The following is a 25141-nucleotide window of genomic DNA, read 5'->3' as shown; positions in this document are numbered from 1 at the left end:
GTGAATGGAGACAGCTGTGCGAACTGAGACGGGTAACCAGGAGCTCACGGGCATGAGCCGGGCGGAATTGCTCGCGTTGCCGGCCGCCATCGACCTGGACACCGCCAACCGCGCCATCGGCCTTGGCCGCAGCAAGGGCTACGAGCTGGCGAGGCGGGACGCCTACCCGTGCCGCGTGCTGCGGTTGGGCAAGAAGTACCGGGTGATCACCGCAGACCTCCTGCGGCTGCTGGGCATCGACGTCGCGCCGGACGGTGCGGCTGCATGACGACAAGGCTGCAGGTCGAATCACGAGCTTGTCTGCCGTGAGAGGACTGCCGTTGGAGCAGTGGATCTTCCGCCAGGGCGGTCGTATCGTCGCGTCGCCCGCCGGTCGCAAACCGGCGCAACGCACTCCACCCGCCTGCGAGTTGAGCCAAGTCGGCTCGTTGGCTCGGCAGGCCGAGAACGCGATGGCCCTCGGTGCTACGAACACCGAGGGCCGGGCGAAGTCCCCAGATCAGCGAATCAGTTCAACCGGTGGCAGCGCGACGGTCGAGGTCGTGCGCACCAGCGAGGAGCTTCACCGTGAACTCTACTTTCCGCCAGCCTGCGTCGGGAGACCCGGCGGAGGGCTGGCCCGCCATTGCCATCCCCGGTCAACCCGGTCACTACCGACCGGCGGTCGGTCAGAACGACGTACTGACCGACCGGACTGACCGGGATGCCGGCACTTTGACCGATCAGGTCACCTCCGAGCCGGTCACTGACCTGGTCTCCACGGTCACCTCGGTCAGCCCACCCACCCCAGGCGCGGAGCTGCTGTCCGAACTACTGTCAGCCATCGCCCGGTTCGTCATCCTGCCGTCCGCCCACGCGCTGGACGCGGTGACCCTGTGGGTGGCCGCTACGCACTTGCAGCCCGCGTGGCAGCACGCGCCGCGTCTGGCGGTGATCGGCCCGGCCAAGCGGTGCGGGAAGTCCCGGCTGCTCGACGTGATCACCGAGACGGTCCACGACCCGCTGATCACGGTCAACGCCACCCCGGCCGCCATCTTCCGGTCGATCACCGACAAGCCGCCGACCCTGTTGGTGGACGAGGCGGACACCCTGTTCGGCAGCATCAAGGCCGCGGAGAAGAACGAGGACCTGCGCGGCCTGCTCAACGCCGGTCACCAGCGCAACCGGCCCACCTTGCGAGTGTCCGGGCCCGACCACAAGCCGATGAAGTTCCCCACCTTCGCCATGGCGGCCCTGGCCGGTATCGGCGACCTCCCGGACACGATCATGGACCGCTCGGTGGTCATCCGCATGCGCCGCCGCGCACCCGGCGAGCAGGTCGCCGCGTTCCGCTCCAAGCGGGACACCCCAGCTTTGCATCGCACCCGCAACGGCCTTCGAGCCTGGCTGGCGCCCCTGACAGACACGGCAGCCGACATGGAGCCGCCGATGCCAGTCGAGGACCGTGCGGCCGACACCTGGGAGCCCTTGGTGTCGGTCGCCGACCTCGCCGGTGGCGACTGGCCCGCCCGAGCCCGAGCGGCCTGCCGTGCCATGACCGCGCACGAGTCCGGCCAGGACGAGGACGGCGGCCTGAAGACCAGGATCCTGGCCGACATCAGGCGCGTCTTCACTGCAGGCGGCAACCCGGACGCCCTGTCCACCGAGCACCTCCTGACCGCCCTCAACGCCGACAGCGAGGCACCCTGGGGCGAGCACGGCATCAACGGCCTGACCGCGCGCGGCCTGCAGCTCCTGCTCAAGGACTACGGCATCGGCTCGGCGAACATCCGCTTCGACCGCGACACCCAGCGCAAGGGCTTCACCCGCAACAGCTTCGTCGACCCCTGGAGCCGCTACTGCCCGGAGCCCGTCGAGCAACCCGGCACCTGACCCACTACCACCCGTACCACCCGTCCCCGCCCAGCTCAGGGCGGGGACGGGTTGCTTCCCCGCAACGAGTCCTACCGTCCCTGGATCACCACCCGTACCACCCTGACCAGCCATGCAACGAGTGGGACGACTGCAACGCCGTCCTGTCGTCCAGGAGCACCGCGATGGACAGGCCGCCGGGAGTGACCGGACTGATGCCGCAGGCGGAGCAAGTTGTGGGGTAAGTCATCCTCCCTGGCCCGCGCCCTCGGGGCGGAGCAAGTTGTCGCGTACGACCGTCCTACGGCCGTCGTACGCACCATGTCGGGGGCAGGGCAGGCTGGGGCCTGCTCGGCGGCGGCACGAGGGCGGGCGGCCACCGGCCAAGCCTTCCAGCTCCGAGGGCACCGCAGAAGCGCAGCCTCGACCGAGCGAACTCAGCGCCGCCGCGACCGAGTGCCCGTCCACAGTCACCTCGCCGCCGTACCTCGGTGACACCAACGTTGCAGCTGCTAGCTTGCCGACATGTGAGTGTCTCCTGCGCTGAGGTGGGCGATGAACGTCATAGGTATCGATGCATGCGGCAAGCGCGGCTGGGTTGGCGTCTGGCTCGTCGACGGGGCCTACCACCGCAGCATGGTCGAGGTGCAGCTTGAGTCCCTACTTGCCCGTTCCAGCGACGCCGACGTGGTTGTGATCGACATGCCCCTTGGGCTGATCGAGTCCGATTGGCGTGCCGCCGATACCTGCGCCAAGGCAGTGCTCGGACCTCGACGCAGCAGCGTTTTCATGACCGCGCCAAGGCCGGTCTGGGATGAGCTGGACTACCTGGCAGCCAGCGACAAGTGCCTCTCGATCACGGGGAAAAGGATCAGTCGGCAGACCTGGGCACTGGTGCCCAAACTTCGCGAGGCCAGGGAGTGCTGGCTCAAGGACTCCGAACGCATCTACGAGGTGCACCCAGAAGTCTCGTTTCAGGCGATGGCCGGCGGAAAGCCCTTGATGTACGACAAGAGGAGCTGGCGAGGACAGGCGCTGCGGCGGTCTCTACTGTCTGCGGTGGGTATCTCGCTTCCGGACGAACTGGGCGAGGCGGACCCTGTTCCGACGGACGACGTACTCGATGCCGCCGCTGCCGCATGGTCTGCCCAGAGGATCGCCACCGGCACCGCCGCATGCCTTCCCGAGGTGCCCGAACAGGACATCGGAGGACGTCCAGTGGCCATCTGGTACTGATGCAGAGGCCAGCCTGCGTCTACGCGTACCAGGCGGCGAGTTTCTGGATCGCCTACCGGCCAAGCCCGGGTGATGGGTGTGTCCCGGCGATCTTTGAGAGGCGGGCCCGTAGGGCGCCTTCCAGGTCGAGGTTGTCGCCTCGGGTGGTGGTCTGCAGTAGTTCGGTGATGACGACGAGTTCGGCGAATCGTCCGGCCGGGGTATTGAGGATGTGGTCCAGCCGCCGGCGGATCTGGGCGGCTGTTTCAGGGACGAGGAGGCTGTACGCGTGCAGGAGCGCTGCGTCATAGCCTGCGGGCGCGACGCCCCAGCCCTCCCAGTCGAGCACTGTGAGCGTAGGGCTCGTGAGGTTGGCCCAGTGCAGGTCGCCGTGGGCCGTCGTCCAGGCGGGAACGATGGTGTCGACAGGAATGCCCAGGTATTCCGGCATAGCCCGGTCCAGATACTCCTGGCGGACGGCCACCCGGCCGCTGGGTACGGCGGCAATGGCATCGAGCGCGCCACTGAGCCTTTCCCACCAGGTTTCGTCCAGGTCCGGTGCTGCCCGCAGAACAGGTTCGTGGGTGGTGATGGTGGGGGTCGTGACTCTGTCGTACAGCTCTGCCAGGTAGCCGTGTTCGGCCTCGGTCCAGGTGCGTCGTTCACGTAGTCGGGGCCGGGGAACCGCAGGCGGCATGAGGCGTTCCGCCTCCTGCGGTCCCTCCCAGAGCTTCCCGCCGGCCTTGTCGGCCGGGGCGGACACCAGGCGGAGCCAGCCCTCGCCGGACGCCGTGGCCACCGGGCGGCTGAGGGTACGACCGCGCCAGCCCCACGCCTCGCGCGAACCGATCGGCAGCACGTGGAACGCCACTGCTGCCGCGGCGTGCATCTCGCGCATCCGCTTGGCGATGTCCGGCTCAGGTTCCGAGTACATCAACGACCCTTCGTAGCAGGTCCTGGGACAACGGGGGCCGGCCAACAACGCCGGCGGCCTGCCTCCAGTGTTCCGGGTTCCCTGTCGACAGGAGTACGCGGTTCACTCCGGGGGCTGAGGCAACGACGGCGAGGGCGGCCTCCGCAGGCGTGCCATCGGGGCTGATCAGCTCGGCCAGCTCGCGGGTCACGATGTCGGGGATCTCGCCGCCGTGGAGCGGCGCGGAGGCGAAGACTTCCAGACCTGTATCCAGGGTCTCGGCCAACGGGCCTTGCCCGTCGAGGGCCTGGGCGACGGGCGCGAGATGAACGAGGGAGACCGGGAGTTGGATGGCCCGTAGGTGGTGGTTCGGGCCGCCAGCCTTGGTCGCGAGTTCGAGCAGGGTGGACACATCGAAGAGTCCGCTGCTGAAGCCACACCAGGTCGCGACCCCGTAGGCGCCGATCGCGTGTTGGCTGCATGCCTCTTCCAGGGCGAGGAAGGCGGCATACAGTCGGTCGGCGATCTCGCCTTTATGGCAGCCGTGTTCGGGGTTGTGCAGGAACACCAGGTCGGGGACTCGGCCGAGCATGCGTTTGCTGCGGGCGACCTGCCAGGCGATGTAGTCGGGCGCGAGGCAGTGCCCGTGCTCGGCATCCTCGGCGGACAGCGCGCCCGCACGCACGCCGAGGCGCCTGGCGCTCGGCGGGAGGAAGCCCACCTTCGTGGAGACCCGCATGTCAGGGTAAGCAGCCAGGGCCAGGGCCAGCGATGTCTCCGCCTGGCCGTTCTCGTAGTTGGGTGCGGTGTCCACCCAGTCGGCGCCACGGGAGGCGGCCATCAACGCGGCCTCGGCCACATCGAGACAGCGGTAGGTGCCCAGGCCCAGCCGTGCGGTCATCGCTCGCCCCCGATGGCGGCGACCTGGCCGTCGACCAGCTCCGTCACGACACCGGCCGCCTGCGCGAGCGTGATGCCGGCGGCCTGTGCGAGATCGGCCAGTCGGTGACTCTCCCCGTCGGCGAGGAGCGTGAGCATCGGCTGGGCCTTGGCCGCGAACGTCCACTCCTCGCCGCCCGTGGTCAGCCGCACCGTGCCCTCCGGCCCGGCGGTGAGCGCGGGCCGCGTGGTGACGAGACACACCCGCAGGTCCGCGTTCGGCGGAGCCGTCGTGATGTACGGCAGAGACGGGACCAACCTGGCCCGCTCGGTGGCATCGCGAGCGGCGGAGAAGCGAGTGATCAGATCGGCACTCTCCAGTTCGGCCGCGACGAGCTTGCCGATCGTTTCGAGGAAGACGCGCTGCTCCTCGGCAGTTCCGAAGCGCGGAATGTCCGCCCGGATGGCCTCGTGGGCTCGCAGGACCTCCGACAACCAGGTGACCAGGCCAGCGCCTGTCGTGCTCTGCAGCCCGCACGTGACGTGCAGCGAGTGCTGGCCCTCGGAAGCAGCGACGGCGTGCCACCAGCCCCGGGGCAGGTAGAGCATGTCACCAGCGTTGAGCACCAGGTCGGCAATGGGTTCGTCCGGCGGCGGCTCGGGCATCTCGACGTCGCGGTGCAAGGGGACTGTGCGAGTCGGTCCGTAGATGCGCCAGCGCTTCGCGCCGTCGAGCTGGACGACCACCACGTCGTGGTCATCCCAGTGGACGCCGAAGCCCTCAGTGCTGGTCCACGAGGCGTACAGGTTGACCTGCACTCCTGTTCGCAGCCACCGCTCCAGTTGGGACGCCAGAGCTCCGATGCCGGGATGGAGCTCGTCTACGGCGTCCAGGACGAGCGTGGCCCCTTCGGCGAGCCTCTTGTGCAGCTCGGAGGGCTGGAGCTGGTGCCAGACGGTGCTGCGCCGGGTGGTGATCGGCCGGGAGTACGTGTGCGCGGGCACCTGCTCCCCGTTGGCGGCGAGGCGGAGGCGAGGGGCTTCGAACCGGTGGTGGGTCAGGATGGCGTTGAGGTCATCCCAGCTCATCAATCCGGCGATTGACGCGGCTTCACCGCGTGCGACCCTGAAGCTGCGGCCGAGCGTCTGGGCGAGGAAGTCATCCCCGCCCAGACGCTCAACCACCGAGAAGTGCTCAGCGGTCATCGTGATGCAGCCGTCAGTCGTTGGTGTCGGTGCGGCCGGTGGAGCCGCCGTCCGACGGCTGCTCGCCACGCGAGCGGGCCGCGGCGACCTTCGTACGGGCGACCAGCAGGCCGTCGCCATCCAGCTCGGTGCCGGTCGTCAGGTTCTCGGGCATGAAGCACTCCTTCGGTTTCATGGGACGGGCTGACTGCCCAGCCCCGTCGTGGGTGCAGCGATGGATCCGTTGCCGGGGCAAGCCGCTGGCAAGGAACCTCAGGTGCTTGTGCCGCGCGGCTGTTGACCAGCGCGGCCACCTGAATCCCCCCAAGCCCGCGTCGGAGCGGGAGGAAGTCTTGTCAGGCACTGGTCGGGAGGACGTCCCGTGCCTTCGGGGCCGCGGCCCTCACCAGCGTGGTGAGTCGCTCGTCGCCCGAGACGGCGGCGGTGGTGCCGACCTCGAACCAGATCCGCTTGCCGGCGGGGTCCGGCTCGGCGCCCCAGTTCGTCGCGAGCGCTGCCACCAGGAACAGCCCTCGCCCGTCGGTGGCGTCGAGATCGATCCCGCAGGCAGCCGGCAGTTCGTGGCCGGCGTCCGTCACCTCGACGCGCAGCCGTTCACCGTCCCAGGACACGCACACGACGCATGGGGCGTGGGTGTGAGACACGGCGTTGGTGATCAGCTCGCTGGACAGCAACTCGACATCGCGGAGCGCCTCCTCCGCGAGCGGCAGGCCCCAACCGCGCACGACCTGTATCACCCGCCGCCGGGCGTCCGGCACGGCCTCGGCACTGGGCAGCACGCGAAAGCCGAACGGGGCGGGGGTGATGGCTTGGCGGGTGGCGACGGACATGAGCGCGGACCTTTCACCGGGACGAGGTCGGCAGCGGGCCGATTCGCGCCGGGATTCACCCGGCAGGTATCTACAGAACCGCCTCCAACGCGGGTGAACCAGAGCAGAATTGAGGCGGCAACGAGGCATCCGTGCTGCAAACCCGGGCATGACCTGGCCTGTTGCGACTGCAGACGAACTGACGTACCTCTGGAGGACGCGGAATGGCATCCAGGAGGTCCCGGCTGATCCAGCGCAGGGAGGCGGTTGGTCACACCCAGGAATCCTTGGCTGAAGCCCTCGATGTGGACCGTACGACCGTGGGGCGATGGGAGAGCGGCAGGGGAGCCCCGCAGCCCTGGATGCGGCCGAAGCTCGCCCGCGCCCTGGACCTCTCGGTCGACCAGTTGGCCGACCTGCTGGCAGTGCCCTCTGCAGCCGCCGAAGCAGTCCCACCGCCCAGCAGCGTCGGCGACGCCTCGCCTCCTGTGCCTGCCCGGCGCACGGACCACGACGACGATCTCGTAGTGGCCGTGGCAGCCGACTCGGCAGAGTCCGCGCTCTTCCTCCGCTTCGCGAGCGCGTCCAACGTGGACGACACGCTGCTTGAACAGATCGACGCGGACATCGCGAGGCTGGCAGGGGACTACGTGAGCAAGCCGGTGTCCGAGCTCTTCCACGACATCGGAACCCTCCGGCGAGGAGTGTTCGACTTACTCCGTGGCCGCCAACATCCTTACCAGGCAAGCCATCTCTACCTGCAGGCCGGACGCCTCTGTGGCCTGGCCACCCATGTCGCCCTCGACCTCGGCCAGTACGCGGCTGCGACTACGCATTCGCGAACGGCTTGGCGCTGCGCGGAGTCAGCCGGCCACAACGGCCTTCGGGCCTGGATCCGATCCGTCCAGTCCCTGATCGCCTACTGGCAACAGGACCACCGCCAGGCCGCCGAACTGGCCAGAGCCGGGCTGCCGTACGCGGACAGCGGGACGATCGCAGCCCGCCTGCTCAGCCTCGAAGCACGGGCCACCGCCGCGCTCGGCGACAGCGCGAGCGCGCTACGAGCCGTGGAAGCGGCCGCGGCGGCGCGGAGCACAATAGCCGCCGTGGATCTTCCCGGCGTGTTCACGTTTCCCGAGGCCAAACAGTGGACCTACGCCGGCACCGCCCTCCTTGCCCTGGGCAGCCAGCGTCACGTGAACCGCGCCATCGAGGCGTCCTCCAAGGCCATCGACCTGTACGAGTCCGCACCGCAGCAGGAGCAGTCCTCCGGTGACCTGCTGGCCGCCCGCCTTGACCTCGCCAACGCCCACCTCGCCCACGGCGACCTCGACGGCGTGCAGGAGAAGCTCTCGGTGGTGCTGGATGCCGCACCGGACCGGCAAACAGCGAGCATCTCCAGTCGCCTTCGGGCGCTGAGCACTCGGCTCGCCGAGCCCGCCTATGCAGGCTCCCCGATCGTCCTGAGTCTCCGTGAGAATGTCAGAGAAGCCTGCTCTCGACCCGCACTCACGAACCCTCCGGAGCTGCCACAGTGACGAGCAACACCGCACAGCAGAACGCCGCAGTCGCCGACAAGTCCATCCTCGCGAACAGCGCATACGCTGACGGACGTTACCTGGCCGCCCGTCAGTCCATCTACCGGTGGCAGCAGCCGCAGTACGACCTACCCGGGATCGTCGTCGAAGAGCTGGCCGACACCAGCGGCACGGTCCTCGATGTTGGCTGCGGCAACGGCAAGTTCGTCAGCCGCCTGCACACGGACCGCCCGGATCTCCAGGTCGTCGGGATGGACATCTCAGGGGGCATCCTCGCCGATGTCCCGAAGCCGGTCCTGGTGGCCGATGCCCAGGCCCTGCCCTTCGCCGACAACAGCGTCGACGCCGTGCTGGCCCTGCACATGCTGTACCACGTCGGCGACATCGCGGCCACGATCGAGGGGTTGGCCCGCGTCCTCCGGCCTGGCGGCGTGCTCCTCGCCTCGACCAACAGCGACACCGACAAGCGGGAGCTGGACCAGCTCTGGGCCAAGGCTGCAGGAGACATCCTCGGGATTCCGGAGGGGCCGGCACGGGTCTCCCTCAGCTCGCGCTTCTCCCTAGAGAAGGCCCGCAGCTACCTCGGGACGGCGTTCAAGGACCTTCGGGTCCGGGAACTGCCCGGCACCATCGAGATCACCGACCCCGCGCCAATCGTTGCCCACCTAGCCTCCTACGAGGCGTGGGCCGACCAGTGCGGCGTCCCATTCCACGAGACCGTCAGCCGGGCAGCCGCGAGCGCTGCTGCCATCATCGAGGCCGAGGGGTCATTCAAGATCACATGCCTGGGCGGCATTCTGGTGTGCCGAATATAGGGCTGCAGAGTTTCGCCTTTATCGCCGGTCAGGTAGCCAGTCACGGCGGCTAGTATTCCAGCGAGAGTTCCCCGTATGCCCTGACCAATGGCCTGGTAGCGGGGTGTAGTGAGGGCTTCAGCGGGGGTATGGCGGTCGGCGCAGATGTCATACGAACGAGTTCCCACGCCGCATGTTTACTGTAACAGCGGAGCGTTGACCACGTCAGGATGGGGGTGCGTGGACGCAGGACCGCGACCGGGGCCAGCTGCCAGCAGACAGCGAACCTCGGCCGGCGTGAGGTCAACGAGCTCGGGCGTATCTAGCCCCCCATTCCTTTCCCGTATTCCTGGGCGGCTAGGAACGCGCGGTCGAATATGGCAATGGTGATGCGCTCAGCTATGCGCTCGCGAGGTTCCTCCTGCTGGCGAGGGGATCAAATTTGACTCAAGCTTCACCAGGTTTGCCTGAAATTCAGAAACCCAAGACAAGGTTTCCTGCTCAATCATTAGATTGAATATGTCAACGAACCTGAGAATCTCGCTGAACGCCTGCTCGAAGATCTCGTCTGATTGCCCTTTAATTGAAAATTCCCGCTCCACGCGCACCCACGATACCTGAAAATTCATCAATTGCCTACTCAATGCCGTAGCTACAGAGAGGTATCTGGTCCAAGCGGAGGAGAATCCAAAGGCCTTATCAAGAGCCACACAACCTGCCCCTAGGCCGAGCAGGGCGTATCCCCAGATAGCCGTCAGCGTCCATCCTAGTCCAACAGACACAACAGGCATGACCGTCCCCAAAACGGCAAGAATAACAGCGAGAAAACGCAGTGAGCGTGACCACTTGGCCTTAGAGGTCTTTTCAGATATATACCAACTAATTGTCTCGATCGCAGCACCCTCCACCCACTTGAAAAGCGCCCTAAGTGCAATTCTTGGATCATCCTCCCATGAGATTTGAGGTATCGACAGCGAATGGAGGTTACCATCCTCGACGATGCGCCCTATAGATTCATCCATGCGCCTATCCATTGGAATAACCGCATCTAAAGGTAGGAGTCGTCAACTGCATTCCTATTCCATCTGCGAGTATCAAAGTATGCAATATCTGACGACTCCGCAATGGAGGAGAATTCGTCAATATCAACAAGTTCGGCCAGCCCAGATCGGCGGGCTGTAGACTTCAGTTCGCCTATCTCATGGTTGCGACTGCGCGAATGCGTTGCAGATGCGATCAACCAGGACAAAGCCATCAGCCGGTCGTCATATGGAGAGATATCTTCTTCGCCATCCAGAATCCTGTCAACCATAGACGCCCAAGGATGATTGGGCAGGAGGTATCGAATGTTCCCAGCCACCACTCCAAAGTAGTCGGAAAGTCCGCTGATAGTCACATCTCCGATCGGAATTCTGACCAGATTGCTCTTCGCGCTAGACCGGTATGATCTTGCATCGTTTGTCAGTAGAAACCGAAGATTGGTCTCCGTCAAATCGCTGCCGGACCATCGCGGATCTTGGGTAGTCTTGATCCACTTAAAGTCACAGCGCCGATGACTTACCGAGCCGTGAACCTCGGCTATTTGCCACGAAGAGTAAAAGAAGTCGTCCACCACGCCGCGGCTGCCGAGCCTGGTGCACAGCAGAGGGATATTTTCCGGAATTCCTGAATCATGACCGCCAAGCTCCTTCAAGAGGGATGTGCGTGAAGCTGTGCTCGGAAGTTCGCGAAGCAGATACTCGATGTGTTCAGCCGCTGCGCTTTCCATCGTATAGATGGTCTCAAATTGATCTAGATGCTTGGCGGAAGCTTGGCGCCGCTCGTCCGATTCTTCCAAAACAAACAGTGGAATATCCTTCATGCTTTCACGCAAAGCAGCAGCTGATTTCGGTGGCGCATTATCACGCATGAGCGGTGTGGCCAAAAAAGCAGCTTCGCCGGTTGCCCATGTGAGAGAATATGAGCGCTCCGTCTGCAGCAGATTTACTTCTTCGGTGATGTGCCCGCAATAGGCGCTGTAAATGCGCTCTAGCAGGACTTTATACTCGTGGCTTGAGTCCAGTGCCGAGCGAGCAACGTTCGTTCGAGGCGCACTGGGTCCGTAGGCATTGACAAAAGCCCAGATGCCACCCGAGGACTGAAATCCTGGCGCTGTTGCTTCGACTCGAATCCCTTCGACGCAGGTGCCTGCCTGGCCCCCGCGCCGTTGAACGTAGGGGTCGCGTTGAGGGCGGAGAAGAAATCCCCATTCCTTGAAGTAGTTATTCCATCCCACTGCATAGGCTATCGAGAGCCCATCGGAATCTCTTTCGACAATGCGAACCTTTTGCCCATTAAGGTCTTCCGACAGATATCCAGACTCCAAGAGCGATGATCGAAGTGCATCACCAACAGATTTAAAGCCGATATTTTCCGGTTCTTTCCGGTCAATTACAACATCAACGTTGTAACGAGGAACTACGATCCAGCCCTTCGCGATCCTCAGCACATCATCGACTTTAGCGCTGGGGCGAACGGTTAGCCGTACGAGGGTTCCATGCGGGAGAATCTCCCGTGGAACATCTTGGGACTTGTTGAGAAGTCGGACCAGGTATTTTCCATGGACAGAGCGCAGAGAGAGTTGCCTTGCATCTTTTTCATCCGGATGACAGGTGATAATTTCGACGTTATCGGCGACCATGAAGGTAGACAGGACGCCAATACCAAATCGACTGATTGGATGGAAGTTCGGGTGGCTCTTTCGAAATTGGGGATCTTGGTAGCGACTAGACCCCGCGCGAAGGAGATTATTTTCAATAATTTCCTGAGTCATGCCAGATCCATTATCCAAAACCTCAAGGGTCCGGGCCTCTGAATCCCAGGAAATTTGTACCTTCCCATCAAGCTCGGAGCGGTCTCCATGCTGCAATCGAATCGCGTCGATGGAATTCTGGAGAAGTTCTCGGACGACCACACTTGGGTCATTGTAGAGCGTGTGACCGGTGAGAAGGTCGAGCACCTTAGCTTGGTCGAGTTTGAAGCCAAAGGTCTCGGTCAAGAACCCCTTTGCTTCGACCTTTGCGGTATCTACATGCTTCCAAGGAAAGGTGAGTTTTGTGCCAAGGGTCTGATTAGATCGAGAGATCCACTCGTTGCTTTTCCTGAGCTGGGCTTCTGCGTAAGATAGGTAAGAGGTGAGCCCGAAGAATCCATTCCCCTCTGTGAATCGAGCGTGAACCGAGATAGTGTCCCGATGTGCAGCTTCACTGAGGTTGCCTTCGCTATCCGTGCCCCATTTCGGCTTCACTGCTCGAACCGCGGATTGCTTGGCCCACTCATCCTGACTGATCGGGTCAGTCGGATTGAGAACGCGGAAAGCGATGGAGGGGACTCGATCCTGAGTGATGTGCAACAAGTCGATGGTCCGCAGCAGTACTGCCGAGTACTGGACATTTGCAGACTCTTGCTCGTTTTGTCCGTAAAACTGAGCTACCGGATACTTGTGTTCATCATAGAGGTCATCCAGGTGGTGACTCTCACATACTTTGGCTAGGTCATCGCGGAAGATATCGGTTACCGGGGATAGGATGCGCTGTACTTCCTCCCGCATGCCATCGGTAACTCCGACCTGGCGATTCTCCTCCCCCTCGATCCAGTTCTTCACGCGAGTGGCATGGTGGTGGCGAACAAACTCTTGATACAGAAATCGTTCGCGATCGTCTGCGCCTAGATGGGTCAACCTGGCTGCATAATCTTTTCCGCTGTCGTCCTGTGTTAGGAGAACCTCGTCACGGAATCGCTCAAACCCCGACTCACTTCTGCGTGCATATTCGTCCTTTGTGACGAGCATTCCGAGGTCATGGAAATAGGTTGCTAGGACGATAAGCAGCCAGTCTGCCGATGTCATCAATTCCCGACAGTGTGGCGGGATTAGCCAGTCAAGCTTCTCTAGCATTGCATCGATATGGCTGATATCGTGCTTGGTGTATTCGTCGAAGAAGCCGTAGGATCCAATCCGACTCAGGAGCTCTTGCAAGTCTCGACGTGTGGCGATAAGGCTTATGCCGCCAAATGCCTGGTACTGGCTGGCGCTTTGCGCCTTTCGCTCAGCAAGTGACGGTAGAGGCTCGGGCACTGGATCTCCGGAGGCGATGTGAGCCGAGGCGGACAGCCGTGATGCTAGCCCAACGTTGCTGTTGGCGTTGGTACCTTCCCGATACTGATACCTGATCAAGGAGCTTGCATCGATGGTTGATTGACGTCGAGACGTGCGGCAGTAAGTGTTGGGTGATCGGCTGGAAGCGGGCCACGATCGTTGTGATCCTGGCGGTGCACACGTCGGTGCGGCCATAGCCGGGTTCAAATGCGTGAGCGATGCGTGAGCGGATGGGGTGGCCGGCACTGCTCCGAGCTGGATCACTCAACCTGCCGCGTGGCGCTGACCTGCAAGGTCAGCGCCACGCGGCATCAGGCGTCACGCCCCGTCATGATCCGGGTTCGTCTTGTAAAGCGGGGGTCGTCGGTTCGAACCCGACAGGGGGCTCTCCGCTTGAAACCCTGCAGCACGCACGGAAGGGCCGGTTCACGAGGGTGATCCTCGGGAACCGGCCCTTCGTCGTTGTCCGAGCGGTGCAGTTCGTCGGGACGGCCGTGCCACTGCCGTGCCGGAATCGGCCGGCGGATCCTCGCCGCCGAGCGCTCCGCGGATGGCTTCACCGAGCTTGTCGGCGATCCCGGTCGCGGTCGCTTGGTCGGGTCAGGCCACCGACTTCGCGGCTGGACGGTTCGGACGTGGGGCGCGAAGGCCCTCGGCGCGCAACGAGTAGGCGACGGCCGCGCTGTTGACGTGCGCGGTCGCGGGTGCGCTCTCAGTCGCAACCTGCGCAGCTTTCTGCCGAGAGCCGCGCACCTACGCCTTTCGGCACCCCAACGCCGCCATGACCTAGGGAGATTGCTTCATCACGTGCGGGCCCGTGGACTGCGGAGCCTGGGGCCATCGTGAACTGTGAACGCCGAATAGGTCGCCGGGGAGGGGCCCCCTGTTCCAGGGGGGCTTACCGTGGTCGTGGGACTCGCTCGGCGATGGCTCGGCGGCAGCGTTCTGCCCGTTCGTGCCGTCCTTGCCGTCCTTGCCCTCCTTGCCCTCCCTGCCGTCGACGCCGTCTCGCCCTTCTCGCCCGTTCTGTCCGTCCTCCCCGTCCTTTCCGTCCTTCCCGTCCCTGCCTTGCAGGCCGTCGCGGCCGGCGGGGCCGGCCGGGCCGGAGGGGCCAGGCGGACCGGAGGGTCCGTGCACGATGTGCTCGCCCTGCAGATCGCCGATGCGCTGAGCCTGCAGATCGTCGATCTGCATTTGCTGGGAGACGAGCACGGCCAACTGCACGACGAGCGCGGCGATCAGTGATCCGCGGAGTACGAGGTGACGCCGCGACCTTCTTGGTGCTTCATTCACGCTGCTCACATGAACCCTCACGTTGTGTGATGGCGACAGTTTAAGTGATGAGGTGCCGAAGGGGGCGGATCTCCTCCCCGGGTTCCGCGGTTCGTGGGCGCACATGTGCGAAGTCGAAGCAATCTCCGCAGGTCGTGGCGGGTGCTGGGGTGTCGGTGGGCGTAGGTGCGCGACTCGGCGGGGAGCTGCGCGGGTTGCGGCTGGCGCGGCGCCGCGGTTACGGGGCTGGGTAACTTCCCGGCCCCGTTTGAGGTTGGGCGCCGCTTCAGCGGCCGGTTCATGTGGTCCATCGCCTCGCGCGGCCTCTCCTGCGCTGCGTGCGCTTTGGCCTCCGCCGTGACCGCGATCTGGTGGTGCCCGTCGGGCGCCGGGGGCGATGTCGGCGGCGGACGGGAGTGCCGCGCGCGGCCGCGTCAGGTGTCGTGCGGTCCGATCGGGAGGCGGCGTGCGGGGGGTGGGCGGTCGATTGTCGCTCGTGGCGGTGGGCCTGCCTGCAGTCGAAGGGTGTTGGTCCGGGGGGTGCGCCCGGTGTCGGCGTCCGGGTGGAGGCGCAGTCCCCGGTGCCCTGGCGTTCCCGCTAGCCGGTGCTAGCCTGACCGTGCGGTCAGTTGACTGACCGTTCGGTCAGAGCCTTGCTGCGAGGGGAGCGTGGACATGGAGCGGACGACGTGCTGTGTGGTGGGTGGTGGCCCGGCGGGGATGATGCTCGGACTGCTGCTGGCCAGGGCCGGAGTCGAGGTGACCGTGCTGGAGAAGCACGGGGACTTCCTGCGGGACTTCCGGGGCGACACCATCCACCCCTCCACCCTGCGACTGCTGGACGAACTCGGCCTCGGCCGCAGGTTCGCCCGACTTCCGGCCCGCAGGCTGGAGGAGATGCAGATGAACATCGGCGAACACACCGTCACCATGGCCGACTTCCGCTGGATCCCCGGCCCCCACAAGTACATCGCCATGGTCCCGCAGTGGGACTTCCTCAACCTGCTCGCCGAAGCCGCCGCCGAGGAGCCCTCGTTCACCCTGCGGATGCACACCGCGTTCACCGGCCTGTGCACCGAGCGTGGCCGGGTGACGGGCGTTCACTACGTCGACGAGGACGGGTCACCCGGCGAGCTCGCGGCCGACCTGGTGGTCGCCTGCGACGGCCGGGGCTCGGAGGTCCGCCGGGAGGCCGGGATGCGGCCCGACTGGTTCGAGGTGCCGATGGACGTCTGGCAGGTGCGGGTACCGGTCCTGCGGCCCGACCGCGACAAGGCGGGCCGGGTCTTCGGGCAGGTCCGCAGCGGGCGGGTCGCGGTCACCACGGACCGCGGCGACTACTACCAGACCTCGTACCTCATCCCCAAGGGCGGCGACACGGGGTTGCGGGCCCAGGGGATCCAGTGGTTCCGTGACGAGCTGGGCGAACTGTTCGGCTGGGGCGCCGAGGTGGACGCGATCGAGTCCTGGGAGGACGTCAAACTGCTGGAGGTGACGATGGGCCGGCTTCCGCGCTGGTACCGGGAGGGCCTGCTGTGCATCGGCGACGCCGCCCACACCATGTCCCCGGTCGGCGGTGTCGGGGTCAACCTCGCGGTGCAGGACGCCGTCGCGGCGGCCCGTATCCTCGCCGACCCGCTGCGCCGCGGCCGCGTCCGACTCGCCGACCTGGCGCGGGTGCAGAAGCGGCGCTGGCTGCCGATGGCCTTCATGCAGAAGACGCAGCTGGGCGACCACGACATGATGCACGGCCCAGCTCTCAGCGGAACGCTCGACACCGAGCGCCTGCCGGTTCCGATCCGCCTGATGCGGCGGGTGCCGGCGCTGCGCAGTGTGACGGGCTACCTCGGCGGCATCGGCATCCGCCCCGAACGTGCGCCCGCCTTCGCGCGACGGTAGCCGCCGTGGCGGCGTGAGGGCCGTACCGCGCGGAAGGCGAGTGCGTCGCATCGGATCTGATGGCGGATCTGATGGCGTGTCGCAAATGGGAGCCCAAGCGCAGCGGGTGAGCGCGCGGTGAACTCGCTTGCCGGCGCGGCGGGCTGGCGGCGAGTCCCTCGCGCGCTGAAATGTGGTGGCTAGTCGCGCGGTCGGATGGCGTTGAGGGTGAAGGTCTCCAACTCGGCGGTGGCGGCGTCGAGATCGAGCTCGGGGTGGACCAGCCAGTGCGAGATGACGCTGTCGATCGCGCCGCCGATGGCCAGCGCCGTCACCTGGGTGTCGAACTCGCGCAGGCGGCCGGCTTGCTGGCCGGCGGCGAGCAGGGCGGCCAGCTCCTGCCAGCGGCCGCGGGTGTCATGCGAGCCGGGGTTCTTCAGCTGGGTGCCGCCTCGGTCGTCCAGCAGCATCTCGGTGATCACCCGGACATGGCGCCGGTTGGCCTGCTGGTAGCCGATCATCGCGCGCAGGTAGGCGATCACGGTGTCGAGCGGATCGGACTCCGCCGCCACCCGCTCCCGGACGTACCCGGTGAACTGCTCGAAGACGTGGTCGAGCGTCGCCTGGGTGACGTTGTCCTTGGAGGAGAAGTGGTACAGCACCGCCGACTTGGAGATGCCGGCCTCCTCGGCGATGGCCGAGAGCGAGGTCGCGGGGTAGCCGCGGGTGGAGATCAGGTCGATCGTGCACTCGATGATCTGGCGGCGGCGGGCCTCCTCGACGAAGGTCCGGGCCGCGGGGTCGGCGCTCCGGCGCGGGGCCATCGGCACCCCACCCCCTTCACGTTTCCCCGGTCCAGCGAACGACACCCGACCGTACACCGCCCGGGCGCGGCCTGGCGAAGTGGCGCGTCCGGCTCGGTGGAGCGGCGGTGCCCCGGAACGTCGGCCGGCCGGGGCGGGCCCGGAGGCCCGCCCCGCTAGATGCCCAGGCCGGACGCCCGGCTCGCGGCCCGGTCGAGCAGCCGGTGGACGTCGGCCTGGCGGGTGGTCGGGGCGTCGTTGTACTCGTCGGGGGAGGCCACCGGATGCCCGGTGCCGTGCAGCACCTCCATCACCTGGACGCGGCCGCGGCGGGCGTGGTCCGGTGTGCCGTACCCGTGGGCGAGTACCGCCGCCTGCGCGCCGAGCAGGCAGACCCGTCCGGCCTCGTCCCACATCGCGCCCTGGAGCCAGCCGTGGAAGGCGATGTAGTGGGAGGTGAGCCGCAGATGGTCGGCCACGGTGACCGGGACCGGGCGGGGCGGACGGCGGGCGATCCGGTCCAGCAGGGTCGGCCGGGGCTCCGGGTGGCCGGCGTTCCAGGGCCGGCGGACGCTCCCGAGGGCGCAGACGTACGGGACGGCGGTGCGCGCGGGGGTCGGCAGGGAAGCCAGGTACGCCTCGATCTCGGCGATCAGGCCGGAATCGTCGAGAGTGAGTAAGAACTGCTGCGGGGCTCGGGTGAGAAGCGGCACGGCGGACTCCAATGAAAGGGTTTGTACCTATTTGCCCTTCCGTTGATAGCGCGGCGGCCGTTCTCGGCGCCGGAGGCGCGCACCGGATGCAGTCGTCGTGTCGGCGGCCGTACCGTGGACGGGGGTCCGGGCGGACTCGGGTCCGGCCGGACGGGATCCCGCAGGACGGGGAACCGATCGGACAGGGGGCCGACTGTAGGAGGGCTCGATGCCTGGTTCCATGACGATTGGCCACACCGACGCGCTGGTGATGCTCAGCCATGCCGATGCCGAGCGGCTGTCGACGACGCTGCGGGAGGTCTCGCACCTGCTGGAGGTGCACAGCCCCGACCGGCTCACCGACGCGCAGGTCGCCGCCCTGTGCGAGGGGCAGCTGCACCACCGCGAGGAGCTCGCCGGATGGTGCCGGAGCGTTTCGGAGTACCTGAGGGACCACCTGTAGGGGCATCTGCGGGAGTGCCGGCGGGCGGGTCCGCGCTGGCAGGGCTGCGCCGGCAGTCGGTGCAGGCGGCAGGCGGACTCGGGCGGACAGGCGTACGTAGGCAGGCGTACGCAGGCGGGTGTGCGCCGACGGTCGGGGTGGCGGTGGGTTCGCTGCCCCGGCCGTTCGGGTGCGACTGTTCGATCTTCGCTCGCGGCTCCCCGATGCCCTGACGTGCTGAATTGCCGCCGACTCTATGAGGCGGCCGATCGGCTAATTGAACAGGTGAACCAGTCGTACTAATTTGGCACCTATTCCCGCCACTCGAAAGAGTGATTGCGAATGACTCCGGTTGGGCGCAGCATGTGTGCAGTAAAGCGATACTTCATGCGCTCATGCGGAGGCTCTCTCTAATGACGACCGAAACAAATCTCGGTATTCCCGCTCAGAGCGGCCAGCCGCAGGACCGGCAGCAGACCAGCCTGACCACCGCCGGCGCGCGGAATCTGGCTACGACCACCAAGTCCGAGCCGCAGATGCAGGGCATCAGCTCCCGCTGGCTGCTCAAGATGCTGCCGTGGGTGCAGGTTTCCGGTGGTACCTACCGGGTGAACCGCCGGCTGAGCTATGCGGTGGGGCGCGGCCGGGTGAGCTTTGTGAAGACCGGCGCGGAGGTCAGGGTCGTCCCGCCGTCGCTGCGCGAGGTGCCCGTGCTGCGGGGCCTCGGGGACGACACGGTGCTGGAGGAGCTGGCCGGCCGGTTCGTCCAGCGGGACTTCGCGGCGGGCGAGGTGCTCGTCGAGGCAGGCCAGCCGATCGACGAGGTCTTCCTGATCGCGCACGGCAAGGTGAACAGGATCGGCAACGGCAAGTACGGTGAGACCACCGTGCTCGGCGTGCTGGCCGACGGTGACCACCTCGGCGACGAGGCCGTCCACCAGGCCGACGCGCTCTGGGAGTACTCGGTCAAGGCCGCCACCGCCGGTACGGCGCTCGTACTGCCCTGGGCCGCGTTCCAGCAGTTGGTGAACCGCTCCGAGGCGCTGCGCGACCAGATCGCCGCCTACCTGGCCGACGCGCAGCAGTCGCAGAACAAGCACGGCGAGGCCGAGATCGAGCTGGCTGCGGGCCACGAGGGCGAGATCGAGCTCCCCGCCACGTACGTGGACTACGAGCTCGCTCCGCGCGAGTACGAGCTGAGCGTCGCCCAGACGGTGCTCCAGGTCCACAGCCGGGTGGCCGATCTCTACAACCAGCCGATGAACCAGATCGAGCAGCAGCTGCGGCTGACCATCGAGGCGCTCCGTGAGTGCCAGGAGCACGAGTTGATCAACAACCGCGAATTCGGCCTGCTGCAGAACGCCGAGTACGGCCAGCGGATCCAGACCCACTCCGGCCCGCCCACCCCGGACGACATGGACGATCTGCTCAGCCGCCGCCGGGGCACCAAGATGTTCCTCGCCCACCCGAAGGCGATCGCCGCCTTCGGCCGGGAGTGCAGCAAGCGCGGCCTCTACCCGACGCCGACCGAGGTCCACGGTCAGCAGGTCCCGGCCTGGCGCGGTGTGCCGATCTTCTCCTGCAACAAGATCCCGATCGTGGACGGGCACACCAGCTCGATCATCGCGCTCCGTACCGGGGAGGACAACCAGGGCGTCGTCGGCCTGCACCAGACCGGAATTCCGGACGAGTACCAGCCGAGCCTCTCGGTGCGTTTCATGGGCATCAACGAGAAGGCGATCATCTCCTATCTGGTCAGTGCCTACTACTCGGCCGCCATTCTGGTTCCGGATGCGATCGGCGTACTGGAGAACGTTGATGTCGCGCGTCCGCGTGACTGATTCCGCCCGGTCGATTTCTGTCCGGTGCGGATCCTGACCGGAAAGCGGGGTGCGGTCGGTCGGATTTTGCGACCACGCCCCGCCTGACCGCCTGTATTGGAAAAGCCCCGACCGGGGTCGGGGGAGGGGCTGGGTAGGGCCTCGTGGAAGGCCCACCGAAAGAGCCCGACGATCCGGGGGAGGAACACACATGGGGATCTTCACACTCGACCGCGGCAGCCGGGAGGGCCACCAGGTCGCCGACGTGCTGGTCCGGACGCGGACGCTGGTCGACCCGGCGCTGCGCTCCGCGATCGGCACGCTGCCCGAGTCGATGCGCCGGATCGCCGGGTACCACTTCGGCTGGTGGGAGCCGGACGGTACGCCCGCGAACGCCGGTGCGGGCAAGGCGATCCGCCCGGCACTGGTGCTGGCAGCCGTACAGGCCCTCGGCCGCCGCCCGGCCGAGGCCGTCCGGGCGGCGGCGGCCGTCGAACTGGTGCACAACTTCACCCTGTTGCACGACGACGTCATCGATCGGGATCAGACCCGGCGCCACCGCCTCACCGCCTGGCGGGTGTTCGGCACCACCGAGGCCATCCTGGCCGGCGACGCGATGCACTCGCTCGCGCTGCGCACGCTCGCCGAGGACGACCACCCGGCCACCCCGGCGGCCGTCCGCCGGCTCGCCGACTGCGTCGTCGAGCTCTGCGCGGGCCAGCAGAGCGACTGCGCCTTCGAACGGCGTGACGACGTCTCGCTCGCCGAGTGCCTGACCATGGCCGAGGGCAAGACCGGGGCCCTGCTCGGCTGCGCCTGCGCGATCGGCGCGCTCTACGCCGGCGCCGACGACAACGCCACGCAGGCCCTGGACGCCTTCGGCCGGGAGATCGGCTTGGCCTTCCAGCTGATCGACGACCTGATCGGCATCTGGGGCGACCCGGCCGTCACCGGGAAGCCGGTCGGCGCCGATCTCGCCGCCCGGAAGAAGTCACTGCCGGTGGTCCACGCGCTCTCCTCCGGATCCGAGGAGGCGGCGGTGCTCGCCGAGCTCTACGCGCTCGAGAGGCCGCTGACGGCCGAGGAGTTGCTGGCCGCCGCGGCGGCGGTGGACGGCGCCGGCGGGCGGGCCTGGGCACAGACCGAGTCCTGTGAGCGGATGGCGGCCGCGATCGGCCACCTCTCCACAGCCGTCCCCGATCCGACCGCCGCCGACGACCTGCTGGCGCTGGCCGAACTGGTCACCCGCCGCAACCACTGAGGGCCCGTCCCCGACTCCGCGTCCGACCGCGCCCTTGCACCCAGAACCACCTCTGCACGTCCGCAGGTCCGCACAACCGCAAGGGCAGGGAAGCACAACGTATGAGTCTGTTGGACATCGGGATCCTGGTCGGCGTCCTGCTAGCCGTCTCGGCGGTGCTGTACCTGGTGCAACGCTTCATCCCGCACCCGGTACGCGAGGTTCACAACGATGTGGCGGGGTTCATCTTCGCCGCCGTGGGGGTGCTCTACGCAGTACTCCTGGCGTTCGTGGTGATCGCGGTCTGGGACAACAACGACGCGGCCCGCAAGACCACCTTCAAGGAGGCCGACTCGCTGGCGGGGATCTACTGGATCTCCCGCCAGCTGCCGGCTCCGCTCGGCCCGCAGCTGGAGAAGCACACCCTCGACTACGCCCAAACGGTCAAAGACAGCGAGTGGCCGCTGATGGCCCACCACGAGTCCCTTCCGGCCGCGACCGAACTCGTCTACCAGATGCGCGATGACGTCTTCGCGATCCAGGCGGGCAACGACCAGCAGCGGGTGCTCTACGACCACGCGGTCAGCCACTTGGAGAGCCTGGCCTCCGAGCGCCGCGCCCGGCTGAGCCAGGTGGACGAGGACGTGCCGCCGCTGCTCTGGGCGGCGCTGATCATCGGTGGTGTGCTGACGGTCGGCTTCACCTTCCTGTTCGGACTCTCCAACACCTTCTCGCACGCGCTGATGGTGCTGGCGCTCAGCGGGCTGGTGGTGATCTCACTGATCGTCATCAGGGAGATGGACTTCCCGTTCGCGGGGGTCACGGCGGTCAAGCCGACGGCGTTCGACGTCTTCCTGCAGCGCCTGCCTCCGCCGCGCTGACGGGCTCCCGCCAAGGGGGGAGGGGCACCGCGAAACCGGCCGGCTCCACAGCGGCCGGCCCACGCGGTGCCCCACCCCTCGGCCGGGTGCCCCGCCCCGTCCAGGCTTCCCCCGCCCCCGGCCGGGCGCCCGGAGCCCTCGGGCGGGGTTCAGCCCGCCGCCTGCTCCAACAGTCTGCGCTCCTTGGCCGGGTCGATCCCGAGCGGGACGCTGCCCTGGGTGTAGGGCTTGGTGCGGGGGCCACGCTCCTGGATCCAGGCCCAGGTGTCGCGGACGGACTCGGCGATCGGGCGGCAGTTCAGCCCGGCGGCCTGGGCCTTGGCGGTGTCGGCCAGCCAGATGCCCTGCCACTCGGGCAGGTCGGGGGTCCAGAGCGGCAGCTCGACCCAGGGAGTGACCTCGGCCGCCAGCAGTGCCTCGTCGTCGATCCAGACCAGCTCGGCCTTGCCGCCGGTGACCTCCACACAGGTGGCCAGCCACTCGCCCATGGTGGTCGACCCGGCCGGTGCAGTGGTCACGTACCGGCCGGAGGCCCCGCGCTCGACGAGGTCGAGCCCGAAGGCGGCGAAGTCCCGGGCGTCGATCAGTGCCATGGTCCGGTCGGGGCTGCCGGGCGCGGCCACCTTTCCGCCCCGGGTGATCCGCTCCAGCCACCAGGGCAGGCGGCCGACGTTCTCGTAAGGGCCGATCAGCAGGCCGCAGTTGAGGATCACCGAGCGCTCGGCGCCGAAGTGTTCCAGCAGTGCGCGCTCGCAGCCGGCCTTCAGCGCGTTGGCCGGGGGCTGGTCCGCCGGGGTGTCGGCCGGGCAGGGGTGGGTGGGGGAGTCCTCGCTGACCGGCAGCGCGGGCCAGTCGGCGAAGGCGTGGATGGAGGAGACGAAGCTGTAGCGGTCGGTGTGAGGCCGCAGCAGGCGGGCGGCGAGGGCGACCGCGGCGGGCTGCTGGCCGGCGGTGTCCACCACCGCGTCCCACCGCCGGCCGTCGACCAGCCGTTCCAGGTCGGCGGCCGAGTTGCGGTCGCCCCGGACGGCCTCGACGCCGTCCTGGTCGGCTCCGCTCAGGCCGCGGTTGAAGGTGGTGACGCGGTGGCCGCGGCGCAGTGCTTCGGTGACATAGGCGCGTCCGAGGAAGGACGTGCCGCCGAGTACGAGGATGTTCATACCGGCAAGACTGCACGTCACTACCCTTGCTGGGTACGGTCGTTCACTTCGAGCTGACTTTCGTTCACTCGTGGCGGAGTGCGGCGTGTCGTTCCGGTGGGCCGTGCTCGGCGCGCTCCTCCGTGCCTCCGGCGTGCCAAGGCTTCGGACCGCATCTAGCACCCACTTTGTGCGGTAATGTCCGAATAGCTCGCCGGTCGGCCAGCCGGTCATCGGCGTGACCCGGTGTGACCGGGCAGCGGTCCGGCCAGGCAGTGGGGAGTACGGCAGCATGGGCAACCCGGCACTCGTGGACCCGGCGACGATCAGGGAGACCGCCACCGAGGCGTGGATCTGGGGCTCCGCCCTGCTGGCGAACTACCGGACCATGTACCCGCAGGCCGTCGACGACGCGGACCCGCGTTTCGTCGGCGGTTTCGGCGTCTTCCGGCACTACCCGAACCCGTTCACCCCGGCGGACGTCGACCTGGTGGCGCCGAGCGCCGACACCCCGTACTCCTGCGCCTGGCTGGACCTGCGGGCCGAGCCGTGGGTGCTGGAGGTCCCGGCCACGGAGCGCTACTACGTCCTGGCGGTGCACGACCTGGACACCTCGTACGTCGGCTTCATCGGTTCCCGGACCACCGGACAGGCGGCGGGCCGCTACCTGATCGCGGGGCCGCACTTCACCGGGGACGCCAGAGCGGGCTTCGACGGCGTGCTGCGGGCGGACACCGAACTGGTCGGCGTCCTCGGCCGCACCTACCTGGCGGGCCCGCAGGACCTGCCCGCGCTGCGGGAGCTCCAGGCGCAGTACTCGCTCAGACCGCTCAGCGCCCATCTCGGCACCGAGCCGCCGCCCGCCGCACCCGAGCCGCACTGGCCGGTCTGGCGGGACGACGAGGTGCTGGAGACGCTGGAGTTCTTCGTCCTGCTGGACTTCCTGCTCGGCTTCTTCCCGGTACTGCCCGCCGAGGCCGACCTGCGCAGCCGGCTGGCCGAACTCGGCGTCGGTGCGGGCGACTTCGAGCCGGCGGCGCTGCCGCTGGACGTCCGGGCGGCGATGCTGCGGGGCATCGCGGACGGCCGGGCCAGACTGGCGGCGGAGGCGGCCAAGGGCCTGGAGAGCACCGCCTGGTTCGGCACCCGGGCCCAGCTCGGCAGCGACTACCTGGCCCGCGCGGTGGGAGCCCAGCAGGGCAGGTACGGGCTGCCGGTCGAGGAGATCTGGTCCACCGACTGGCTCGCCGACGACCAGGGCAACCGCCCGCTGGACGCCGCCGAGGGCCGCTACACCCTGGACTTCCCGGCCGGGCAGCTCCCGCCGGCCAGGTTCTTGTGGTCCGTGACCATGTACCGGCTGCCCGACCGTCTGCTGGCGGTGAACCCGGCCGGCCGCTACTCGATCGGCGACCGCACCCCGGGCCTGGTGTACGGGGAGGACGGTTCGCTCAGCCTGGTCCTGCAGCACGAGCGGCCCGCCGAGCCGGACCGGGCGGCCAACTGGCTTCCGGCGCCCGCCGGTCCGTTCACCGTGGTGCTCCGGGTGTACGGACCCGAGCCGCCGGTGCTGGACGGTCGCTGGCAGCTGCCGCAGCTCAACCTCCGCGACTGACCGGGCAGCCGGCCGGCAG

The 25141-nt window shown here is 67.2% G+C and carries 21 protein-coding genes and 1 tRNA gene; 12 read left to right on the top strand and 10 right to left on the bottom strand.

What is annotated here, in order from left to right:
• Positions 1-4: 4 nt before the first annotated feature.
• From ACWDAK_RS30550 to ACWDAK_RS30540, 3 genes are all read left to right on the top strand, one after another.
• Positions 5-268, top strand: a complete 264-nt coding sequence (locus ACWDAK_RS30550; RefSeq protein WP_427394212.1) for a hypothetical protein — start codon at positions 5-7, stop codon at positions 266-268.
• Between the two features lie 530 nt (positions 269-798).
• On the top strand, positions 799-1872 hold the full coding sequence (locus tag ACWDAK_RS30545) for a DUF3631 domain-containing protein (protein ID WP_427394229.1): 1074 nt from the start codon (positions 799-801) through the stop codon (positions 1870-1872).
• A gap of 534 nt (positions 1873-2406) precedes the next feature.
• Positions 2407-3087, top strand: a complete 681-nt coding sequence (locus ACWDAK_RS30540; protein ID WP_427394213.1) for a DUF429 domain-containing protein — start codon at positions 2407-2409, stop codon at positions 3085-3087.
• A 52-nt stretch (positions 3088-3139) separates the two neighbouring features.
• Here the strand turns inward: ACWDAK_RS30540 and ACWDAK_RS30535 are convergent, their stop codons facing one another.
• From ACWDAK_RS30535 to ACWDAK_RS30515, 5 genes are all read right to left on the bottom strand, one after another.
• Positions 3140-3964 carry a hypothetical protein gene (locus ACWDAK_RS30535; protein WP_427394214.1) on the bottom strand — a complete coding sequence of 275 codons (825 nt, stop codon included), beginning with the start codon at positions 3962-3964 and terminating at the stop codon, positions 3140-3142.
• A 19-nt stretch (positions 3965-3983) separates the two neighbouring features.
• On the bottom strand, positions 3984-4880 hold the full coding sequence (locus ACWDAK_RS30530; protein WP_427394215.1) for an aldo/keto reductase: 897 nt from the start codon (positions 4878-4880) through the stop codon (positions 3984-3986).
• Positions 4877-6064 (bottom strand): cupin domain-containing protein, encoded by a 1188-nt coding sequence (locus tag ACWDAK_RS30525; RefSeq protein ID WP_427394216.1) that lies wholly within the window; start codon positions 6062-6064, stop codon positions 4877-4879. Before ACWDAK_RS30525 ends, ACWDAK_RS30530 begins: the two co-directional genes overlap by 4 nt.
• Positions 6065-6077: 13 nt before the next feature.
• On the bottom strand, positions 6078-6218 hold the full coding sequence (locus ACWDAK_RS30520; protein ID WP_427394217.1) for a hypothetical protein: 141 nt from the start codon (positions 6216-6218) through the stop codon (positions 6078-6080).
• A gap of 181 nt (positions 6219-6399) precedes the next feature.
• Positions 6400-6894 (bottom strand): ATP-binding protein, encoded by a 495-nt coding sequence (locus tag ACWDAK_RS30515; RefSeq protein ID WP_427394218.1) that lies wholly within the window; start codon positions 6892-6894, stop codon positions 6400-6402.
• A 203-nt stretch (positions 6895-7097) separates the two neighbouring features.
• Here ACWDAK_RS30515 and ACWDAK_RS30510 point away from each other — a divergent pair, with 203 nt between their 5' ends.
• The gene (locus ACWDAK_RS30510) at positions 7098-8411 is read left to right on the top strand and encodes a helix-turn-helix transcriptional regulator (RefSeq protein ID WP_427394219.1); all 1314 of its coding nucleotides are present in this window, start codon (positions 7098-7100) and stop codon (positions 8409-8411) included.
• Positions 8408-9226: a class I SAM-dependent methyltransferase gene (locus tag ACWDAK_RS30505; RefSeq protein ID WP_427394220.1), complete on the top strand. Its 819-nt coding sequence runs from the start codon at positions 8408-8410 to the stop codon at positions 9224-9226. Before ACWDAK_RS30510 ends, ACWDAK_RS30505 begins: the two co-directional genes overlap by 4 nt.
• Positions 9227-9600: 374 nt before the next feature.
• On the opposite strand, the gene ACWDAK_RS30500 is transcribed toward ACWDAK_RS30505, so the two are convergent.
• Both ACWDAK_RS30500 and ACWDAK_RS30495 read right to left on the bottom strand, forming a co-directional pair.
• A complete protein-coding gene (locus tag ACWDAK_RS30500; protein WP_387618436.1) occupies positions 9601-10227 on the bottom strand; it encodes a DUF4231 domain-containing protein in 627 nt (208 codons plus the stop codon).
• Between the two features lie 26 nt (positions 10228-10253).
• Positions 10254-13319 carry an HD domain-containing protein gene (locus ACWDAK_RS30495; protein WP_427394221.1) on the bottom strand — a complete coding sequence of 1022 codons (3066 nt, stop codon included), beginning with the start codon at positions 13317-13319 and terminating at the stop codon, positions 10254-10256.
• Between the two features lie 321 nt (positions 13320-13640).
• On the opposite strand from ACWDAK_RS30495, the gene ACWDAK_RS30490 reads away from it, so the two are divergent.
• Positions 13641-13727, top strand: a tRNA-Thr gene (locus ACWDAK_RS30490).
• A gap of 1560 nt (positions 13728-15287) precedes the next feature.
• A complete protein-coding gene (locus ACWDAK_RS30485) occupies positions 15288-16511 on the top strand; it encodes an FAD-dependent oxidoreductase (protein ID WP_427394222.1) in 1224 nt (407 codons plus the stop codon).
• A 179-nt stretch (positions 16512-16690) separates the two neighbouring features.
• On the opposite strand, the gene ACWDAK_RS30480 is transcribed toward ACWDAK_RS30485, so the two are convergent.
• Positions 16691-17314 (bottom strand): TetR/AcrR family transcriptional regulator, encoded by a 624-nt coding sequence (locus tag ACWDAK_RS30480; RefSeq protein WP_344634980.1) that lies wholly within the window; start codon positions 17312-17314, stop codon positions 16691-16693.
• A 155-nt stretch (positions 17315-17469) separates the two neighbouring features.
• The gene (locus ACWDAK_RS30475; protein ID WP_344634979.1) at positions 17470-18006 is read right to left on the bottom strand and encodes a DUF6197 family protein; all 537 of its coding nucleotides are present in this window, start codon (positions 18004-18006) and stop codon (positions 17470-17472) included.
• A gap of 208 nt (positions 18007-18214) precedes the next feature.
• Between ACWDAK_RS30475 and ACWDAK_RS30470 the strand changes: the two genes are divergently transcribed.
• From ACWDAK_RS30470 to ACWDAK_RS30455, 4 genes are all read left to right on the top strand, one after another.
• On the top strand, positions 18215-18448 hold the full coding sequence (locus tag ACWDAK_RS30470) for a hypothetical protein (RefSeq protein WP_344634978.1): 234 nt from the start codon (positions 18215-18217) through the stop codon (positions 18446-18448).
• A gap of 392 nt (positions 18449-18840) precedes the next feature.
• A complete protein-coding gene (locus ACWDAK_RS30465; RefSeq protein ID WP_344634977.1) occupies positions 18841-20268 on the top strand; it encodes a family 2B encapsulin nanocompartment shell protein in 1428 nt (475 codons plus the stop codon).
• Positions 20269-20458: 190 nt separating this feature from the next.
• Positions 20459-21508, top strand: coding sequence for a family 2 encapsulin nanocompartment cargo protein polyprenyl transferase (locus ACWDAK_RS30460; RefSeq protein WP_344634976.1), 1050 nt, complete (start codon positions 20459-20461; stop codon positions 21506-21508).
• Positions 21509-21609: 101 nt separating this feature from the next.
• Positions 21610-22368, top strand: coding sequence for a bestrophin-like domain (locus ACWDAK_RS30455; RefSeq protein ID WP_344634975.1), 759 nt, complete (start codon positions 21610-21612; stop codon positions 22366-22368).
• A gap of 149 nt (positions 22369-22517) precedes the next feature.
• On the opposite strand, the gene ACWDAK_RS30450 is transcribed toward ACWDAK_RS30455, so the two are convergent.
• A complete protein-coding gene (locus tag ACWDAK_RS30450; protein WP_344634974.1) occupies positions 22518-23528 on the bottom strand; it encodes an NAD-dependent epimerase/dehydratase family protein in 1011 nt (336 codons plus the stop codon).
• 271 nt (positions 23529-23799) lie between these two features.
• On the opposite strand from ACWDAK_RS30450, the gene ACWDAK_RS30445 reads away from it, so the two are divergent.
• Positions 23800-25122, top strand: coding sequence for a DUF1254 domain-containing protein (locus ACWDAK_RS30445; protein WP_427394223.1), 1323 nt, complete (start codon positions 23800-23802; stop codon positions 25120-25122).
• The last annotated feature ends 19 nt before the right edge of the window (positions 25123-25141 follow it).

The sequence above is a fragment of the Kitasatospora sp. NPDC001175 genome (assembly GCF_053598215.1).
Note: the sequence above shows the minus strand (reverse complement) of the source record. Positions and strands in the feature narration are given on the sequence as shown.

What these genes read in the sequence shown, in the direction of transcription:
- ACWDAK_RS30450 (WP_344634974.1), bottom strand. Translation starts at nt 23,528, where the DNA reads ATGAACATCCTCGTACTCGGCGGCACGTCCTTCCTCGGACGCGCCTAT.
- ACWDAK_RS30470 (WP_344634978.1), top strand. Translation starts at nt 18,215, where the DNA reads ATGCCTGGTTCCATGACGATTGGCCACACCGACGCGCTGGTGATGCTC.
- ACWDAK_RS30465 (WP_344634977.1), top strand. Translation starts at nt 18,841, where the DNA reads ATGACGACCGAAACAAATCTCGGTATTCCCGCTCAGAGCGGCCAGCCG.
- ACWDAK_RS30530 (WP_427394215.1), bottom strand. Translation starts at nt 4,880, where the DNA reads ATGACCGCACGGCTGGGCCTGGGCACCTACCGCTGTCTCGATGTGGCC.
- ACWDAK_RS30520 (WP_427394217.1), bottom strand. Translation starts at nt 6,218, where the DNA reads ATGCCCGAGAACCTGACGACCGGCACCGAGCTGGATGGCGACGGCCTG.
- ACWDAK_RS30540 (WP_427394213.1), top strand. Translation starts at nt 2,407, where the DNA reads ATGAACGTCATAGGTATCGATGCATGCGGCAAGCGCGGCTGGGTTGGC.
- ACWDAK_RS30455 (WP_344634975.1), top strand. Translation starts at nt 21,610, where the DNA reads ATGAGTCTGTTGGACATCGGGATCCTGGTCGGCGTCCTGCTAGCCGTC.
- ACWDAK_RS30525 (WP_427394216.1), bottom strand. Translation starts at nt 6,064, where the DNA reads ATGACCGCTGAGCACTTCTCGGTGGTTGAGCGTCTGGGCGGGGATGAC.
- ACWDAK_RS30485 (WP_427394222.1), top strand. Translation starts at nt 15,288, where the DNA reads ATGGAGCGGACGACGTGCTGTGTGGTGGGTGGTGGCCCGGCGGGGATG.
- ACWDAK_RS30460 (WP_344634976.1), top strand. Translation starts at nt 20,459, where the DNA reads ATGGGGATCTTCACACTCGACCGCGGCAGCCGGGAGGGCCACCAGGTC.
- ACWDAK_RS30445 (WP_427394223.1), top strand. Translation starts at nt 23,800, where the DNA reads ATGGGCAACCCGGCACTCGTGGACCCGGCGACGATCAGGGAGACCGCC.
- ACWDAK_RS30480 (WP_344634980.1), bottom strand. Translation starts at nt 17,314, where the DNA reads ATGGCCCCGCGCCGGAGCGCCGACCCCGCGGCCCGGACCTTCGTCGAG.
- ACWDAK_RS30500 (WP_387618436.1), bottom strand. Translation starts at nt 10,227, where the DNA reads ATGGATGAATCTATAGGGCGCATCGTCGAGGATGGTAACCTCCATTCG.
- ACWDAK_RS30510 (WP_427394219.1), top strand. Translation starts at nt 7,098, where the DNA reads ATGGCATCCAGGAGGTCCCGGCTGATCCAGCGCAGGGAGGCGGTTGGT.
- ACWDAK_RS30550 (WP_427394212.1), top strand. Translation starts at nt 5, where the DNA reads ATGGAGACAGCTGTGCGAACTGAGACGGGTAACCAGGAGCTCACGGGC.
- ACWDAK_RS30515 (WP_427394218.1), bottom strand. Translation starts at nt 6,894, where the DNA reads ATGTCCGTCGCCACCCGCCAAGCCATCACCCCCGCCCCGTTCGGCTTT.
- ACWDAK_RS30535 (WP_427394214.1), bottom strand. Translation starts at nt 3,964, where the DNA reads ATGCGCGAGATGCACGCCGCGGCAGCAGTGGCGTTCCACGTGCTGCCG.